Raw genomic sequence first — 14442 nt, 5'->3', positions numbered from 1 at the left:
GTTCGCGTTCCATTTTCGCTGTTTTCGACCCGTTTCAATATCCCCATATGGGGACACAGATGAAAAAAAACGGGCTGCAAAACATGCAGCCCGTTGAAAACCAAGCGTGAAATGGCGAGATGATCAGAATTCGCGGCCGATTTTGTGATCAATCGAAAATTTCCCGCCGCCCTGAATAAGGGTCGCCAGGGCAAGAAGGCCCCACATCAGCGGTGTTTCAAAACCGCCATCAATCCAGAAATAGCCCGCCGGGATGTGGGTCAAAATAGCGACGGTCATGAAAACAAGAACCGCCGCAGCCACCGGACGGGTCAAAAGGCCCACGGTCAGCAGCAAACCGCCAAAGAATTCAAGCAGGCCGATGGCCAGCGCAAACAGCAGGCCCGGCGCAAAGCCAATGCTTTCAAGCCAGCCAGCGGTGCCTTCAAGCCCATAGCCGCCAAAGGCGCCAAAAAGCTTCTGTGCCCCATGCGGGACCATAAGAAGGCCGGTCGCCACACGGATGATGACAGGCGACAGCGGTTTAAGTGCCGACCAAAGATTGCCAAGGGCGGGGATGATCGGGCGGGTTTGTGGGGTGTCAAGGGTAGTCATGACAGTTCTCCTGTTCATGGGGCACGCGTGTTTCGCGTTTTATGCCGCCATATCAAATAAAAGGGCTTCGGCATCGTTGGCATTGGCAAAGACGATCTCGTCTTCGTCCTTGATTGCCACACCGTCACCGGCATTAAGGGGCTCGCCGTTCAGCGTTAACGTGCCGCGTGCAACCTGCACCCAGGCAACCCGGCCTTTTGCGATTTTGTGTGTTGCTGTTTCGCCGTCATTAAGATGGGCGACATAAAGATCGACATTTTGATGAATGGTGACCGAGTCTTCGCGACCATCGCGGCTGCCAATCAGGGTCAGGCCGGAACCGGTATCGCGGCGTGCGATTTCCTTTTCCTCATAGCCCGGCTCAAGACCGGCGGCCTCGGGAATGATCCAGATTTGTAGGAAATGCACCGGCTCGGTTTTCGAATGGTTGTATTCCGAATGGCGAATGCCGGTGCCCGCCGTCATGCGTTGCAGGCGGCCCGGACGGATAACCGACCCGTTGCCAATGCTGTCCTTGTGTTCAAGGGCACCATCCAGAACATAGGAAATGATTTCCATGTCCTTGTGGCCATGGGTATCGAACCCGGCACCGGGAATGACCCGGTCTTCGTTAATCACACGCAGCGGGCCCCAGCCCATGCGGTTCGGATCGTAATAATGGCCGAACGAAAAGGTATGGTTGGAATCAAGCCAGCCAAACTGGGCGCGACCGCGGGTATCTGCATCTATTTTGATAAGCATTGTCTACCTCCACGAGGGTATCTGTTCCGTTGTTGAAAACAGAATACCTTTTTCCTGTGAGGATGCAATTCACCCAATTATCGCCATTGTGTTGCGAAAATCGCAACAATAGGGCTGGGCCAGATGCGGATCGGTGCCCTCGGTCCACTCGGCAAACTCAAGGTATTTTGAGCCCTGCTGCGATCCAGATGCTCGCGTGGCGCGTATGATAACCTACGCTCTAACGTATGCAACGATGGTGACTGGCATGACTGATTTTGAAATGCCGACACTTATGATGGTGTCCCATGGCAACAGCGGTAATGGCGGCGATCCGGCAGGGGATCTTGCCCACTCGATCGCGCCTGACTGGAATGGTTTGCTTAGCCATGGCTACATGCGAAGCAAACCTGCACTCAGTGATAAGCTTGAGAAGCTAAAAGCATCTGGTGATGCCGATCGCCTGATTGTCTTCCCGCTGTTCTTTAGCGAAGGCTATCTGGTGTTTGAAGAACTGCCCGCCAAACTGCATCAGGCGGGACTGAGTGACACTGTCATCCTGCCGCCTGCGATCAATCTGCCTGGGTTCGGTGAAATGATCGCCGCACGCATTAATGCATCCGCGCGCAAGCGGGATTGGGATATTGCCCAGACGTCTGTGTTTCTTGTGCCACACGGCTTGAAGACATTGACGCAACCCTTGTCGGAAACCGTGCGACTGGCGGATCGCCTGAGCCGGATTTGCGTTGGCGCAGAAATCTGTATTGGCAATATCGAAGGATCGCCGTCGCTTGCTGACTGGCGGGATATCGGATCACACAAACAGGCGATCATCGTGCCGATGCTGGCCGGGGGTGGTACACATGCGCGCGAAGATCTGCCGGAAATGATTGATGCCAAATCAGGTGAGAGGATCGAGGTCCTGCCGCCGATCGGCCAATGGTCGGAATTGCCGGGACTGGTTCTGGATGAAGCTGTACGACATGTTGCCCGTTTTGGCGGTATGGCCGTGCCCCTTGGCCCAACCGGTCAGGACCTTTGGGCCGAGCGGGTTCAGCGATCAGCATAAAGAACCGGTGTCAGCCCAGCACCGGTTTGAAGCGGGTCTCGGCCGATTTGCGCAACAGATAATCCCGAAATATGCGTGCCGCACTGGTCAGATTGGCATCCCCTTCATGGGCGATCAGCAATTGGCGCTTGGCCCAGTCATCAGCAATCGGGGTGCCGGCAATATTCATGTGGCCAAGATATCCCGCGACCGAGCTTTTGCGCAAAAAGCCGATGCCAAGACCAGCCGCAATCATTTGCCGTAAGGACCCGAAACGCACGACGCGGATATGTGGGTGCATGTCGAGTTTCATTTTGGCCGCGGCTTCGGAAATCAGGTCATCAATCACCCCGCCTTCAAACAGCGAGATGATGTCGTATTTCGCGGCCTCGGAAAACTTCACCGGTTTGGGATTGTCGGCATTGGGGATCAATGGGTGGCCTTTGGGGGTCACGACCCAGATCGCATCATCACAAAACACATCATGGGCCAGACTGCCGAGCGGACTGTTATCAGCCAGAATGGCAAGATCAGCACGGCCTTCGCGAATGGCTTCCGCACTTTCACGCGATGTCAGTTCGCGGACATCGACCGATATATGGGGGAAATCGCGTTCAAAATCGGCCAGAAAACTGGGCAGGCCGGTCAGGATCGCCGAGGTAACAGCCGCAAGATAGATCTTGCCCTTCTCACCGGCGTTGAAATCACGCAATTCATTGGAAAGATGGTTCAGATCGCCCAGAAGCTTTTCGCCGTAGCGGGCAAAGATCGCGCCTTCTTCGGTCGGTTCGACCCCGCGGGGCAGGCGGCGCAGGAGTTTGACACCCAGCATGGCTTCAAGTTCGCCGATGCGGCGCGAAACGGCCGATGTCGCGATATGTTCGCGCCGGGCGGCTTCATTGATGCTTCCGGCGCGTACGATGGCGACAAACAGCCGGATGGTGACGATGTCAAACTTTTGCATGGAACCGTTGTCGGTGGTTCAACCCGAAGCGTCAAGGGCTTTGCAACTGCAAGCGCGTATAGATCGCGGCAACCGGCAAAGCGTTAAGGAAATTAACCCTGAACCTGACGCATCGCCTTGTTCCAGTCAGCCGTCAGTTCTGCGTGGTTTTTCGCCTGGGACGCTTTCATGATGACAGCAACCTGCAGGGCCTGAACAAAGGCCGTGAACCAGCCAATGCGGACTTCGCGTTCGATGCTGGTGGCGTCTTTATAAGCAATCGTGGTCATGGCTTTGATCCTTGTAGATCGTCTGTGTCTAAGGTGATTTCAGATATACCCAGACCCTGCCACGACAACTATTCTCGTTTCACCGCCATCCCGTTCTTGTTTGGAGAACGGTATAGTCAATACATTGATTTTGAATGGTTATTCCATGTTGCGCTGCGCAACATAGGCGCGGTATCGAGGCGTTTGACGCTGGTTTGACGCTGGTTTGACGCTGGTTTGACGCTGGTTTGACGGGTGTCTGGGCTGGGTGCTTCTGGCGACTCAACGCGGTTTTCGCGCGGGGCGCCTTTCTGTTATAGCTTGATGAATACGTGATCACAGGGGTGCCCGAAAATGACCGGTTCGAACGATAATCTTGCCTATGAACAGGCCCATGGCAGTGGCCTTCAGGATCATATGGGCTACCGGTTGGTGGAATGGGCCGAAGACCATGCGGTGGTTGAACTCGATGTTCAAAACCATCACTGCAACCGGGCCGGTATCCTGCATGGCGGGGTTTTGACCACCCTGATGGATACGGCGTCGGGCTATGCGGTGTGTTTCTGCCCCGTGCCGGGCAATGTGCGCAGATCCCTGACCCTGTCGCTGACCACCAATTTCCTCGGCATGGCAAAAGAGGGCGTTGTGCGCGTTGTTGCCCGCAAGCAAGGCGGGGGCCGCAAGGTGGTCTTTACCGAGGCAACCGCCTATGACGCGGCGGGTGCTGTGATTGGCACATCAACAGGCACGTTCAAATATCACCGTGGCAGTGATGATCCCAATGGCGTGCCGCGCGATGCCTGAATTTTAAGCCAGATCGTCAATGAAAAAGGGACGCAACCGGTTGGCTGCGTCCCTTTGTTTTTCGAATATGCGGTGGTTAGCCCGGCATCTGCCATTTGCCATTGACCAGACGCGGGATGTTAAGCGGATTGGCATCCTTGATCGGCGCTGGCAGCAACGCATCCGGGAAGGCCTGATAGGAGACCGGACGGACAAAGCGTTTGATGGCAAGCGACCCGACCGAGGTCGAGCGCGAGTCCGTGCTTGCCGGATAAGGACCGCCATGAACCATGGAATGGCAAACCTCGACACCGGTCGGCCAGCCATTGATCAGGATACGACCTGCACATTTTTCAAGCGCGGGACGCAGGGCATTGGCCAGATCGGCATCGCCATCGACCATGTGGATGGTCGCGGTCAGCTGACCGATCAGGGTAGTCGACAGGGCAATCATGTCTTCAACGCTGTCGCATTCGACAATGATGCCGGCCGGGCCAAACATTTCCTCGGCCAGTTCCGGGTTGGCTTTCCAGTCGGCCGCCGTGGTGCGGAAGATCGCCGGGCTGCCTTCGAATTTGCCATCAGAGTCGCGACGTTTCAGCGCGCAATTGACCTTGCCATGTTTGGTCATGGCATCCGTGACGTCGTGATAGGCGCTTGAGACGCGATCGGTCAGCATGGCGGTGCCGCCAATCTGGCCAAGCTCGCTCGCGGCCGTATCGACAAAGGTATCCAGATCGGCACCCTTGAGCGCGATCAGAAGACCCGGATTGGTGCAGAACTGGCCAACACCCATGGTCAGTGACGCAACCCAGCCCTTGGCAATGTCAGCGGCCTTTTCACCCATTGCCTTGGGCAACAGGAAGACCGGGTTGTTTGAACCGAGCTCACCATAGAACGGGATCGGCTCCGGGCGGGAAACGGCAATATCAAACAGGGCACGACCGCCACCGGTCGAGCCGGTAAAGCCAACTGCCTTGATCAGCGGATGCGCCACCAGGGCCTGACCAACCTTGCGCGTACCGCCATGGATCAGGCTGAACACGCCTTTGGGCATGCCGGTTTTTTCAACCGCGGCCTCAATCGCCTTGGCGACAATTTCCGAGGTGCCGGGATGGGCGGCATGGCCCTTGAAAACAACCGGGCAACCGGCCGCAAGCGCGGATGTGGTATCACCGCCGGCGGTCGAAAAGGCCAGCGGGAAGTTTGATGCACCAAACACACCGACCGGACCAAGCGCCTTGTTCATTACGCGCAGGTCGGGTTTCGGCAGTGGTGCGCGATCAGGCTGCGCGGTTTCAATGCGGGCTTCAAACCATGAGCCTTCTTCGATCCAGTCGGCAAAGAAGCGCAACTGGCCAACGGTCCGGCCGCGCTCGCCGGTCAGGCGTGCCGCAGGCAGGGCAGATTCAAGCGTGCCGATTTCAGTGATTTCGTCGCCGCGCGCGTCAATCTCGTCGGCAATGGCGCGCAGGAATTCTGCACGCTTGGCTGGCAGCATGGATGCGAAATCTTCGGCACAGGCCTGGGCTGCGACAACCGCCTGATCAACGATTTCCTCGGTACCATGCTGGAATTTGGTCGGGAGCTTGTCGCCTGTTGCCGGATTGTCGGCCTGAAAGACATCCGGGCCATCCATCCATTCGCCTGCGACATAGTGCTTTCCACTGAACATGTGGGAGTCTCCTGTGGGGTTAAGTCCTGTACCTGACGGGACTGCGCGCATCGATCCGGCCTAACACCACACACCCGAAATGCGGGCGGGATCGGGCCGGATGGCGCAATCTGATAAACTGAGCGCAGCTTAGATTTTCGCACCGCCGATGTAAACATCATACAATATGATAATAACGTGACCGGGACTGAAAACCTGTTGGCGCGGACCATAACAAAGGATCGTCGGCCAAGTCGAATATTTTATACAAACCGGTCGATCAGATTGAAATCGGCGGGTTTTCGAGAGGAAAAGTCGGTGCTGGTGGCGGTGAAGACCGACAAGGTATCTGTTGGTTCGCGGGAAGGAATGGCCTGAGGCGGCATCACTTCTGGTGTCGTTTCGGCGTGCAGACATGCCAGATCCCGCGAGGCAGAGCGCCTTTACTGGCCGGTGTACGTAAATGTGAGGAATACTCACAAAGCCTGCAAAAGGATGGTTGGGTTGCTTTGGGGTGGTTGTCTTCGTCGCGGGCTCAGCTGGCTTCGGAGGTCGGGACGCGGCCAAAGATGCTGGCGAAGTCGGTTTTGGCCGGTTTGGGGCGCTGCAGTTGCAGGCGGTCGCGGATGGCATCGAGGTGGCGTGACATTTCGGCGGCCGCGACATCGGGATCGCCGCTGAGCAGGGCATTGAGCAGCTGGTCATGTTCACTGTGCGAGCAATCAACCGGCTGGGGGCTTTCATACATGGCAATGATCAGGGAGGTGCGCAGGATCAGGCGTTCGAGGAATTCCTCGATCACGAGATTGCCGCTCAGGCGGGCCAACAACAGATGGAATTCGCCGGACAGGATGATGGCCGCACGATGGTCGCCGCGATGATGGGCGTCATGTTCGCGATCCAGATGTGCCTTGATCTGGGCGGCGCGTTCGTCGGTCATGCTGGTGGCGACCTTGCGGGCCACGCCATCTTCGATCATGCGGCGCGCGGAAAAGACTTCGATGGCTTCGTCGATGGTCGGCTCAGAGACAAAGGCGCCGCGGTTGGGCACCAGATTGATCAGTTTGTCATGGGCGAGCTGAAGGAAAGTGGCGCGAATGCGCGCCCGGCTGACACCAAAGGTCTTGGCAAGATCTTCCTCGACGAGCTTCATGCCCGGCTCCAGACGGCGATCAAGGATCGCGTCGAGCATTTCGTGATAGATCATTTCCTCCGGGCGCAGCTTTTCGCTGCCTTTATAGCTGCCGGTTGGCTCGGCCTTGGCCATCGTGACGATACTTTCCATCGTTCATGGTTATTGGGTCGTCATACATTTCTACATAATTGTTGACGATTTGCACAACAGAAAACTGGCCCTGCATTATCCCGAGTCACGCGAAGATGATTATAATTTTCGCACATGAATAATTTTGACTAATAAAAGGGCATAAAGTGAGCATAAAACGGGCAGAAGGGTGCTCTGCACAAACGCTCTGGTTTTGGCGATTTGGTGAGACTCGCTGAAAAACTGCCAATAAAAACAAGTGGCACGCATCTTGCCTTGGATCGCTGACATGATTGTTAACAATTTTGCATGCAGCGACGGGTGAGCGGATGACGGGTAACGGGGCCATTGAATTGATTGCTGTCAGTAAATTCTATGGCAGCACACAGGCAGTGAAATCGATTGATCTGCAAATTCCGGCAGGGGCGTATTGCTGCTTGATCGGCCCGTCCGGGTGCGGCAAGTCAACCACGCTGCGCATGATCGCCGGTCACGAAGTGATCAGCGAAGGCGATCTTTTGATCGGGGATCGTAATGTGACCGAACTGCCGCCGGTCAAGCGCGGCACGGCGATGATGTTTCAGAATTACGCGCTTTTCCCGCACATGACCTGTGCGGAGAACGTCGCCTTTGGCCTCAAGATGCAAGGTGTCTCCCCATCGGATCGTAAAGATCGGGCCAAAGAGATGCTGGCCCGGGTCCATATGGAGCAATTTGCGGATCGCAAGCCCGACCAGCTCTCTGGCGGGCAGCAGCAACGTATCGCGCTTGCGCGTTCCCTGATTACCGAGCCGTCTGTTCTGTTGCTTGATGAGCCGCTTTCGGCCCTTGATCCGTTCCTGCGCGCACGGATGCGCGATGAATTGCGTCGCCTGCAGCAGGAACTGGGCATCACGTTTGTCCATGTCACCCACGCCCAGGACGAGGCATTGGCGCTTTCGGACATGGTTGTCGTGATGGAAGACGGGATCATTCGCCAGAAAGGCACCCCGCACGAAATCTTTAACCAACCCAAATCGCGCTTCATCGCCAATTTCATGGGCGGTCAGAACATTTTCAAGGGCACGGTTTCGGAATCGGGTCCTGCGGGCACGTTGCTCGCACGCGGTCCGGACAGCTTCCTTCTGCCCGATTTTGCCGATGGCAAGGCGGGCGAAGAACTTGAATTCACCATTCGTACCGACCTGATCGGTCTGGACGAAACGCCACCCGAAGACTGCAAGAACGGGCAAATCCCTGTCGAGATCACAACGGTCGAATATCTCGGCCTGTGGGTGCGCATTGTCGCCACCACGGCTGATGGCAAGGAATTAACCCTAATGAAGACCGAAAGCGAATTTCGGCAGGCACCGGTCAGGCGACTGGACAAATTCATCGCCTATTGGAAGCCGGAACATGCACATGTTCTGGCCTGAATGAAATAAACCAACAAGCTATCAGGAGTGCTTCACATGACGATCGAAAAGAAAATTTCAAAGACATCTATCGAGACGGAAAGCGGCGTTTCGCGCCGTGGCTTCGTCAAGGGTGCCGCTGCTGTTACCGGTGCTGCTATCGGTTCGGGCGCGATCACCGGTTTCCCGACCATCTGGGCCCAGAACATCAAAAACGTCACCCTGCGCCAGTTCGGTACCGGTGTTTCCAACATCAACGCCGTTGCGGACAAGGTCAAAGAAGATCTTGGCTTTACGCTGCAGATGACCGCCCTTGATTCTGATGCGGTCGCCCAGCGCGCCGTCACCCAGCCGAACTCGTTTGATATTGCCGATATCGAATACTGGATCTGTAAGAAGGTCTTCCCGGCCGGCACCATGCAGCCGATGGATACCACCAAGCTCAAAAACTATGAGTACATCTCCAAGCTGTTCATTGATGGCAAGCTGACCCCGGATTCCGAGATTGCCCAGGGTACCGCGCCGCATACCGTTGGCTTCGTTGAAGGTGCCGACAGCGTCGAATTCGCATCCGCGCCGACCCAGTGGATGACCCTGATCCCGACCATCTATAATGCCGATACCCTTGGCATTCGCCCGGACCTGATTGATCGTGAAATCACCAGCTGGGCCGATCTGCTTGACCCGGCATTCAAGGGCAAGGCATCGATCCTCAACATTCCGTCGATCGGCATCATGGATGCGGCGATGGTCTGCGAAGCCATGGGCGAAGTTACCTATGGTGACAAAGGCAACATGACCCAGGAAGAAATCGACAAGACCATCGCGGTCATGATCGATGCCAAGAAAGCCGGTCAGTTCCGTGCCTTCTGGAAGAGCTTCGATGAGTCGGTCAACCTGATGGCATCTGGCGAAGTTGTCATTCAGTCCATGTGGTCGCCGGCCGTTGCAGCGGTTCGCTCCAAAGGCATCGCATGCAAGTACCAGCCGCTTAAGGAAGGCTATCGTGCATGGGGTGGCGGCATTGGTCTTGCCAAGCACCTGTCGGGTCTCGAACTTGAAGCAGCTTACGAATATATCGACTGGTACCTGTCGGGCTGGGTTGGTGCGTATCTTAACCGTCAGGGTTACTACAGCGCAGCACCGGCAACCGCGAAGAAGTTCATGTCCGAAGACGAATGGGGCTTCTGGATGGAAGGCAAAGCCGCCGAAGGCGACATCCTTTCCCCGGAAGGCAAGGTCATGGAAAAAGCTGGCGCTGTTCGCGATGGCGGTTCCTACGAAGAGCGTATGGGCTCGGTCGCGTGCTGGAACTCCGTCATGGACGAGAACAAGCACATGGTCCGCAAGTGGAACGAATTCATCGCAGCATAATCTGCGACAGATTTTGGATGGGCGCGGTTTTGGTCGCGCCCGTCACCCCGGCTTGATTTTATGTTTTTAATTTTCCGGTGCCGAGCCGGGTTTGTTTATTTGTTTTTGCCTTTTGTTTTTCGGTTTTACTTCTTGGTTTTCTGGCAGGGTTTCAAGGACAGAGCATGGCTTCTGATACGTCAAAAAGATCGTCCTATTTCCTGATCACGCCGATGGCGCTGATCTTTGCGGTGTTTCTTGTCATCCCGCTTCTGACCATTGTTGTGGTCAGTTTCTGGGACTATGACGAATACCGCATCCTGCCGGACTTCATTTTCGAGAATTACAATTATCTGCTGGGCTCCTCGGTCACCTGGAGCATTTATCTCAACACCTTGAAATACGCCGCCCTGACCTGGTTCTTTACCTTGATCATCGGCTTTACGGTGGCCTATTTCCTGGCGTTCCATGTGCGCAGTCTGACCTGGCAGATCGTGTTCTTTATGCTGTGCACCATTCCGTTCTGGACCTCGAACATCATTCGCATGATTTCGTGGATCCCGTTCCTTGGGCGCAACGGGCTTTTGAACTCTGCCCTGATCAATCTGGGGATTGTCGATCAGCCGCTTGAATTCTTGCTGTTTTCCGATTTCGCAGTCGTTCTGGCAGATGTGCATCTTTATGCGTTGTTCATGGTGGTGCCGATCTTCAATTCCATGATGCGCATCGACCGTTCCCTGGTGGAGGCCGCGCGCGATGCCGGGGCCAGCGGGTTTGAAACTCTTAAATCCGTCATCGTGCCGTTGTCCAAGCCGGGCATTGCCATCGGATCGATCTTTGTCATCACGGTGGTGATGGGTGATTTCATCACGGTGCGTTTGATGAGTGGCGGGCAGAGTGCCTCGGTCGGGTTGCAGATTTCCAACGAAATCGGCCTTTTGCAATATCCGGCTGCGGCGGCCAGTGCGGTGGTGCTGTTGATCACGGTGTTGCTGATCGTGACCGCACTTCTTCGTCTTGTTGATATCCGCAAGGAGCTGTGATCATGGCATTGCTGACCAAAACCCGTGAACGCCGCCCGACCAGCTTCTATTTCCTTGCGGCCTTCTTTGCGTTGTTCGTGCTGTTTCTGTACGGCCCGATGCTGACGATTTTCATTCTGTCTTTCCAGGGGGTGAATGGCGGTCTGACCTTCCCGATGAACGGTTTTTCGTTCCACTGGTTTGGCAATCTGTTTGAACAGCAGGCGGTGGGTGACTTTGGCGGATCGTTTAGCCGATCCCTTAAGCTCGGCCTGATTGTCATGGTGGTCACAGTTGTTGTGTCCTTCATGGCCGGTCTGGCTTTCCGCAAACGGTTTCGCGGCGACAGTGTGATTTTCTATCTGGCGATTGCCAGCTTGATCGTGCCGTCGATCCTCATTTCGCTGGGCATTGGATTGCTGTTCAATATCGTCGAATGGCAGCCGCAATGGTTTACCTCCGCCCTTGGTGCGCATTTGACATGGACCTTCCCGTTCGGGCTTCTGATCATGTTTGCGGTGTTTAACCGGTTTGATCCGTCCTACGAGGAAGCCGCGCGTGATTTGGGCGCCAGCAACTGGCAGACCATTCAATATGTCGTTTTGCCAATGGTCGGCCCAAGCCTGATCGGGGTTGCGATGTTCTCGTTCACCCTGTCTTACGATGAATTTGCCCGCACCCTGATGACGGCCGGCGCGCTTAACACCCTGCCGCTTGAGATCTATGGCATGACGACCAATGTCACCACACCGGTGCTGTATGCGCTGGGTACAGTGACCACCGGGTTCTCCTTTTTGGTGATTGCCCTGGCATTGGGTATGGTTGCGATCATGCGCCGCCGCAAGGGGCAAAAAGCATGAGCCGCATCGCCGTTATAAATCCCAACCTGTCTAGCGGCTTTACCAAAAAGGTCGGTGCACAGGCGCAAAAGATCGTGGCGCCGACAACCAAGGTTCTGGCGCTTAACCCGAGTTTTGGTCCCGATAGCATCGAGGGGTATTACGACGAGGCCTTTGCCAGTGTGGGATTGCTGTCGGTCATTCGCAAACTTGAAGCCGCCCCGGAACAGGAAGCCGATCCCATCGGTGGTTATGTGGTGGCGTGCTTTGATGACACCGGGGTCGATGCCGCGCGCTGTCTGACCGGTGCGCCGGTTCTCGGGCTTTGCGAGGCCGCGATGCGAATGGCGGCTGCCGTGTCATCGCGCTTCGCGATTGTCACCCCGATGCCGGTGTCGGTCCGCCCACTTGAACATCTGGTGTCGAAATACGGCGCGTCTTCGCAATGTGTTGTCCGGGCGGCTGGTGTAAGGACACTGGACTTCGAAGGCAGTAACGCCAAGGCGGCCTATGCAGCGCTTAAAAAGCAGGCCGAGATTTGCCTTGCTGATGATTATGCCGAGGCGATTGTGCTGGGCTGTGCCGGCATGACTGATATTGCCGATCGCTTGCAGGAAGAACTGTGCGTGCCGGTGATTGACGGGGTCAGTGCGGCAGTCAAGATGATCGAGGCGATGGCGTTTCTCGGGCTTCGCACCAGCAAGGCCGGGGCTTATGCCAATCCGCCGCTTAAGGCCTATCACGGGATGTTTGCGGAATTTGCACCGCAAGGGTGATCGGGGCTGTTGCTGTCTACCCGCACAGGTGAGCTTTTCCAGATCAGGTTTGTTTTAGCGCGTGTTCCACCTCGGACAGGTGGCGGCGCATGGCATTTTCGGCGCGTTTGGGATCGCGCTGCTCTATCGCGTTGATGATATCGCGATGCTGATTGCTTAATTCTTCGATCAAGGTATCTGAATGGCTGCTTTCGCGCAGGCGGGCCCAGGCGGCCTCGCGGCGAACGGCATTGACGGCCTCGAACACCGCCAGAAACAGTGTGTTTTTAACGGATTCGGCCAAGCGTTGATGAAAGGCCGCATCCCATTTTTCGTACTCGGCCTGCGTGGTCGCGCTGGCGGCCTTTTCGATCATGCCGCGCATGGCATCGATATCGCCCTGTGAGGCGCGAAGGGCTGCGAACCGGGCCATGGACGGTTCGATTTCCTGACGGACTTCCATGATTTCAAACGGGCTGGTTTTGGTGGCCAACCCTTCGAGCTTGCGCAGACGCGGGGTTGGCGGGGTGCCAACAAAGGTGCCTTGACCCTGACGGCGCCAGATCAGACCTTCGGATTCAAGCTGATCAAGGGCCTTGCGGAGCGCGCGGCGGCCGACATCAAGCTGCTCGGCAAGGGTGCGTTCGGCAATGACCCGCCCGTCCTTGACAAAGTCCCCTTGTGCGAAACCGATCTTGAGCTTTTCCGCCAGCGTCTGAGTGGCAAATTCAGTCATGGTTGTTGTTCATTTTTAATGACGTTTCTGTTGACGTTTCCGACGTTCCCTCGCGCGAACCAATGCGCACCTATTATTGTAAGCCATTGGTTTATCAAAGAACAAGCCCGCACTATTTCTGTTTGCAATCAGGTGCGTGGGCGGTGTTCAGCTTAGCAGGTTATAGAACATGCGCGCTGACGTGATTGCCAGAAACAGGCCAAAGCACATGCGCAGTGCACGGCGCGGAATGGTGTGCGCAATCCGTGCGCCGATCGGGGCGCAGAGCACGGTCATCGGGATCAGAAGGGCCGCGGCCAAAACGTTTACATATCCCAGCGAAAAGGGCGGACGGCCATCTACGCCGACACCGGACAGGCCATAGCCGATGGTGCCGGGAAGGGCGATGATCAAGCCGATTGCCGCCGAGGTGCCCACCGCACGACGGATGTCGTAACCGAGGAAACTCAAAACCGGCACACAGATCGTGCCGCCGCCAATCCCCATCATCGCCGACAGGCTGCCGGCAATCACGCCAAGCAACGCCCAAATGGATTTTGGCGGGTTCTTGGTCGCGTCGGTTTCGCGGTCTTTCACCAGGATCATGTTGCCGGCAACAAGAAGGGCGACAACCGCAAAGACAATGGTCAGAACCCGACCATCGGCCAGGCCGCCAATGGTGGTGCCAAGGATCACGCCAACAATGATGGCCGGACCCCAATGTTTGAGAAGGGAGGTGTCAACCGATCCCTTTTTATAATGGCTGCGGGTCGATGAAATCGCCGTGGCAATGATTGTGGTCAGCGAGGTGGCAACAGCGACCTGCATGCGCAAGCTTTCATCCACGCCCATGGTGGTCAGAAAATGATACAGCACCGGGACAATCACAATCCCGCCGCCAACACCAAGAAGCCCGGCCATGATCCCGCCAAGGACGCCCGCAAACAGCATGGCGGCACCCCACACGAGATAGAGGCTCATGGCGCTATCCATTTCAAACATTCGAACCAATCCGTACCAATTATGATATCAATTTATAAGTGGTACTATCCATCTTTAGCGGAAATGTGCAACATAATCCTTATTTAT

At 56.1% G+C, this 14442-nt stretch carries 15 protein-coding genes; 7 read left to right on the top strand and 8 right to left on the bottom strand.

All coding sequences use genetic code 11. The annotated features are described in order from the left end of the window. Positions 1 to 123 precede the first annotated feature (123 nt). Together ACXAF0_RS01120 and ACXAF0_RS01115 are read right to left on the bottom strand one after the other, a co-directional pair. Positions 124 to 594 carry a DoxX family protein gene (locus ACXAF0_RS01120; protein ID WP_475342941.1) on the bottom strand — a complete coding sequence of 157 codons (471 nt, stop codon included), beginning with the start codon at positions 592 to 594 and terminating at the stop codon, positions 124 to 126. Between the two features lie 39 nt (positions 595 to 633). Further along, on the bottom strand, positions 634 to 1335 hold the full coding sequence (locus ACXAF0_RS01115; protein ID WP_475342940.1) for a pirin family protein: 702 nt from the start codon (positions 1333 to 1335) through the stop codon (positions 634 to 636). Between the two features lie 247 nt (positions 1336 to 1582). Between ACXAF0_RS01115 and ACXAF0_RS01110 the strand changes: the two genes are divergently transcribed. Continuing rightward, the gene (locus tag ACXAF0_RS01110; protein ID WP_475342939.1) at positions 1583 to 2383 is read left to right on the top strand and encodes a cobalamin biosynthesis protein CbiX; all 801 of its coding nucleotides are present in this window, start codon (positions 1583 to 1585) and stop codon (positions 2381 to 2383) included. A 10-nt stretch (positions 2384 to 2393) separates the two neighbouring features. On the opposite strand, the gene ACXAF0_RS01105 is transcribed toward ACXAF0_RS01110, so the two are convergent. Both ACXAF0_RS01105 and ACXAF0_RS01100 read right to left on the bottom strand, forming a co-directional pair. Beyond that, the gene (locus ACXAF0_RS01105; protein WP_475342938.1) at positions 2394 to 3326 is read right to left on the bottom strand and encodes a LysR family transcriptional regulator; all 933 of its coding nucleotides are present in this window, start codon (positions 3324 to 3326) and stop codon (positions 2394 to 2396) included. A gap of 92 nt (positions 3327 to 3418) precedes the next feature. Further along, positions 3419 to 3595: a hypothetical protein gene (locus tag ACXAF0_RS01100; protein WP_297024902.1), complete on the bottom strand. Its 177-nt coding sequence runs from the start codon at positions 3593 to 3595 to the stop codon at positions 3419 to 3421. A 333-nt stretch (positions 3596 to 3928) separates the two neighbouring features. Here ACXAF0_RS01100 and ACXAF0_RS01095 point away from each other — a divergent pair, with 333 nt between their 5' ends. Continuing rightward, on the top strand, positions 3929 to 4378 hold the full coding sequence (locus ACXAF0_RS01095) for a PaaI family thioesterase (protein WP_475342937.1): 450 nt from the start codon (positions 3929 to 3931) through the stop codon (positions 4376 to 4378). 76 nt (positions 4379 to 4454) lie between these two features. Here ACXAF0_RS01095 and ACXAF0_RS01090 read toward each other — a convergent pair whose 3' ends face one another. Both ACXAF0_RS01090 and ACXAF0_RS01085 read right to left on the bottom strand, forming a co-directional pair. Beyond that, complete coding sequence (locus ACXAF0_RS01090; protein ID WP_475342936.1) at positions 4455 to 6032, bottom strand: aldehyde dehydrogenase (NADP(+)); 1578 nt, start codon at positions 6030 to 6032, stop codon at positions 4455 to 4457. Between the two features lie 514 nt (positions 6033 to 6546). Further along, positions 6547 to 7296, bottom strand: a complete 750-nt coding sequence (locus ACXAF0_RS01085; RefSeq protein ID WP_475342935.1) for a GntR family transcriptional regulator — start codon at positions 7294 to 7296, stop codon at positions 6547 to 6549. Between the two features lie 308 nt (positions 7297 to 7604). Here ACXAF0_RS01085 and ACXAF0_RS01080 point away from each other — a divergent pair, with 308 nt between their 5' ends. The 5 genes from ACXAF0_RS01080 to ACXAF0_RS01060 all read left to right on the top strand — a co-directional run bounded on the left by ACXAF0_RS01080 (position 7605) and on the right by ACXAF0_RS01060 (position 12659). After that, positions 7605 to 8690 carry an ABC transporter ATP-binding protein gene (locus tag ACXAF0_RS01080; protein ID WP_475342934.1) on the top strand — a complete coding sequence of 362 codons (1086 nt, stop codon included), beginning with the start codon at positions 7605 to 7607 and terminating at the stop codon, positions 8688 to 8690. A gap of 36 nt (positions 8691 to 8726) precedes the next feature. Then, positions 8727 to 10043: an ABC transporter substrate-binding protein gene (locus ACXAF0_RS01075; RefSeq protein WP_475342933.1), complete on the top strand. Its 1317-nt coding sequence runs from the start codon at positions 8727 to 8729 to the stop codon at positions 10041 to 10043. 164 nt (positions 10044 to 10207) lie between these two features. Then, on the top strand, positions 10208 to 11065 hold the full coding sequence (locus ACXAF0_RS01070; RefSeq protein WP_475342932.1) for an ABC transporter permease: 858 nt from the start codon (positions 10208 to 10210) through the stop codon (positions 11063 to 11065). 2 nt (positions 11066 to 11067) lie between these two features. Then, positions 11068 to 11904, top strand: coding sequence for an ABC transporter permease (locus ACXAF0_RS01065; RefSeq protein WP_475342931.1), 837 nt, complete (start codon positions 11068 to 11070; stop codon positions 11902 to 11904). After that, on the top strand, positions 11901 to 12659 hold the full coding sequence (locus ACXAF0_RS01060) for an aspartate/glutamate racemase family protein (RefSeq protein ID WP_475342930.1): 759 nt from the start codon (positions 11901 to 11903) through the stop codon (positions 12657 to 12659). The genes ACXAF0_RS01065 and ACXAF0_RS01060 overlap by 4 nt, the downstream gene beginning before the upstream one ends. 43 nt (positions 12660 to 12702) lie before the next feature. On the opposite strand, the gene ACXAF0_RS01055 is transcribed toward ACXAF0_RS01060, so the two are convergent. Next, positions 12703 to 13374 (bottom strand): FadR/GntR family transcriptional regulator, encoded by a 672-nt coding sequence (locus ACXAF0_RS01055; RefSeq protein ID WP_475342929.1) that lies wholly within the window; start codon positions 13372 to 13374, stop codon positions 12703 to 12705. Positions 13375 to 13521: 147 nt separating this feature from the next. Further along, on the bottom strand, positions 13522 to 14334 hold the full coding sequence (locus ACXAF0_RS01050) for a sulfite exporter TauE/SafE family protein (protein WP_475342928.1): 813 nt from the start codon (positions 14332 to 14334) through the stop codon (positions 13522 to 13524). Positions 14335 to 14442: the final 108 nt, after the last annotated feature.

The sequence above is a fragment of the Thalassospira sp. ABD4_177 genome, assembly GCF_056160125.1.
Note: the sequence above shows the minus strand (reverse complement) of the source record. Positions and strands in the feature narration are given on the sequence as shown.

What these genes read in the sequence shown, in the direction of transcription:
- ACXAF0_RS01065 (WP_475342931.1), top strand. Translation starts at nt 11,068, where the DNA reads ATGGCATTGCTGACCAAAACCCGTGAACGCCGCCCGACCAGCTTCTAT.
- ACXAF0_RS01120 (WP_475342941.1), bottom strand. Translation starts at nt 594, where the DNA reads ATGACTACCCTTGACACCCCACAAACCCGCCCGATCATCCCCGCCCTT.
- ACXAF0_RS01105 (WP_475342938.1), bottom strand. Translation starts at nt 3,326, where the DNA reads ATGCAAAAGTTTGACATCGTCACCATCCGGCTGTTTGTCGCCATCGTA.
- ACXAF0_RS01060 (WP_475342930.1), top strand. Translation starts at nt 11,901, where the DNA reads ATGAGCCGCATCGCCGTTATAAATCCCAACCTGTCTAGCGGCTTTACC.
- ACXAF0_RS01095 (WP_475342937.1), top strand. Translation starts at nt 3,929, where the DNA reads ATGACCGGTTCGAACGATAATCTTGCCTATGAACAGGCCCATGGCAGT.
- ACXAF0_RS01055 (WP_475342929.1), bottom strand. Translation starts at nt 13,374, where the DNA reads ATGACTGAATTTGCCACTCAGACGCTGGCGGAAAAGCTCAAGATCGGT.
- ACXAF0_RS01050 (WP_475342928.1), bottom strand. Translation starts at nt 14,334, where the DNA reads ATGAGCCTCTATCTCGTGTGGGGTGCCGCCATGCTGTTTGCGGGCGTC.
- ACXAF0_RS01090 (WP_475342936.1), bottom strand. Translation starts at nt 6,032, where the DNA reads ATGTTCAGTGGAAAGCACTATGTCGCAGGCGAATGGATGGATGGCCCG.
- ACXAF0_RS01100 (WP_297024902.1), bottom strand. Translation starts at nt 3,595, where the DNA reads ATGACCACGATTGCTTATAAAGACGCCACCAGCATCGAACGCGAAGTC.
- ACXAF0_RS01085 (WP_475342935.1), bottom strand. Translation starts at nt 7,296, where the DNA reads ATGGAAAGTATCGTCACGATGGCCAAGGCCGAGCCAACCGGCAGCTAT.
- ACXAF0_RS01070 (WP_475342932.1), top strand. Translation starts at nt 10,208, where the DNA reads ATGGCTTCTGATACGTCAAAAAGATCGTCCTATTTCCTGATCACGCCG.
- ACXAF0_RS01075 (WP_475342933.1), top strand. Translation starts at nt 8,727, where the DNA reads ATGACGATCGAAAAGAAAATTTCAAAGACATCTATCGAGACGGAAAGC.
- ACXAF0_RS01110 (WP_475342939.1), top strand. Translation starts at nt 1,583, where the DNA reads ATGACTGATTTTGAAATGCCGACACTTATGATGGTGTCCCATGGCAAC.
- ACXAF0_RS01080 (WP_475342934.1), top strand. Translation starts at nt 7,605, where the DNA reads ATGACGGGTAACGGGGCCATTGAATTGATTGCTGTCAGTAAATTCTAT.
- ACXAF0_RS01115 (WP_475342940.1), bottom strand. Translation starts at nt 1,335, where the DNA reads ATGCTTATCAAAATAGATGCAGATACCCGCGGTCGCGCCCAGTTTGGC.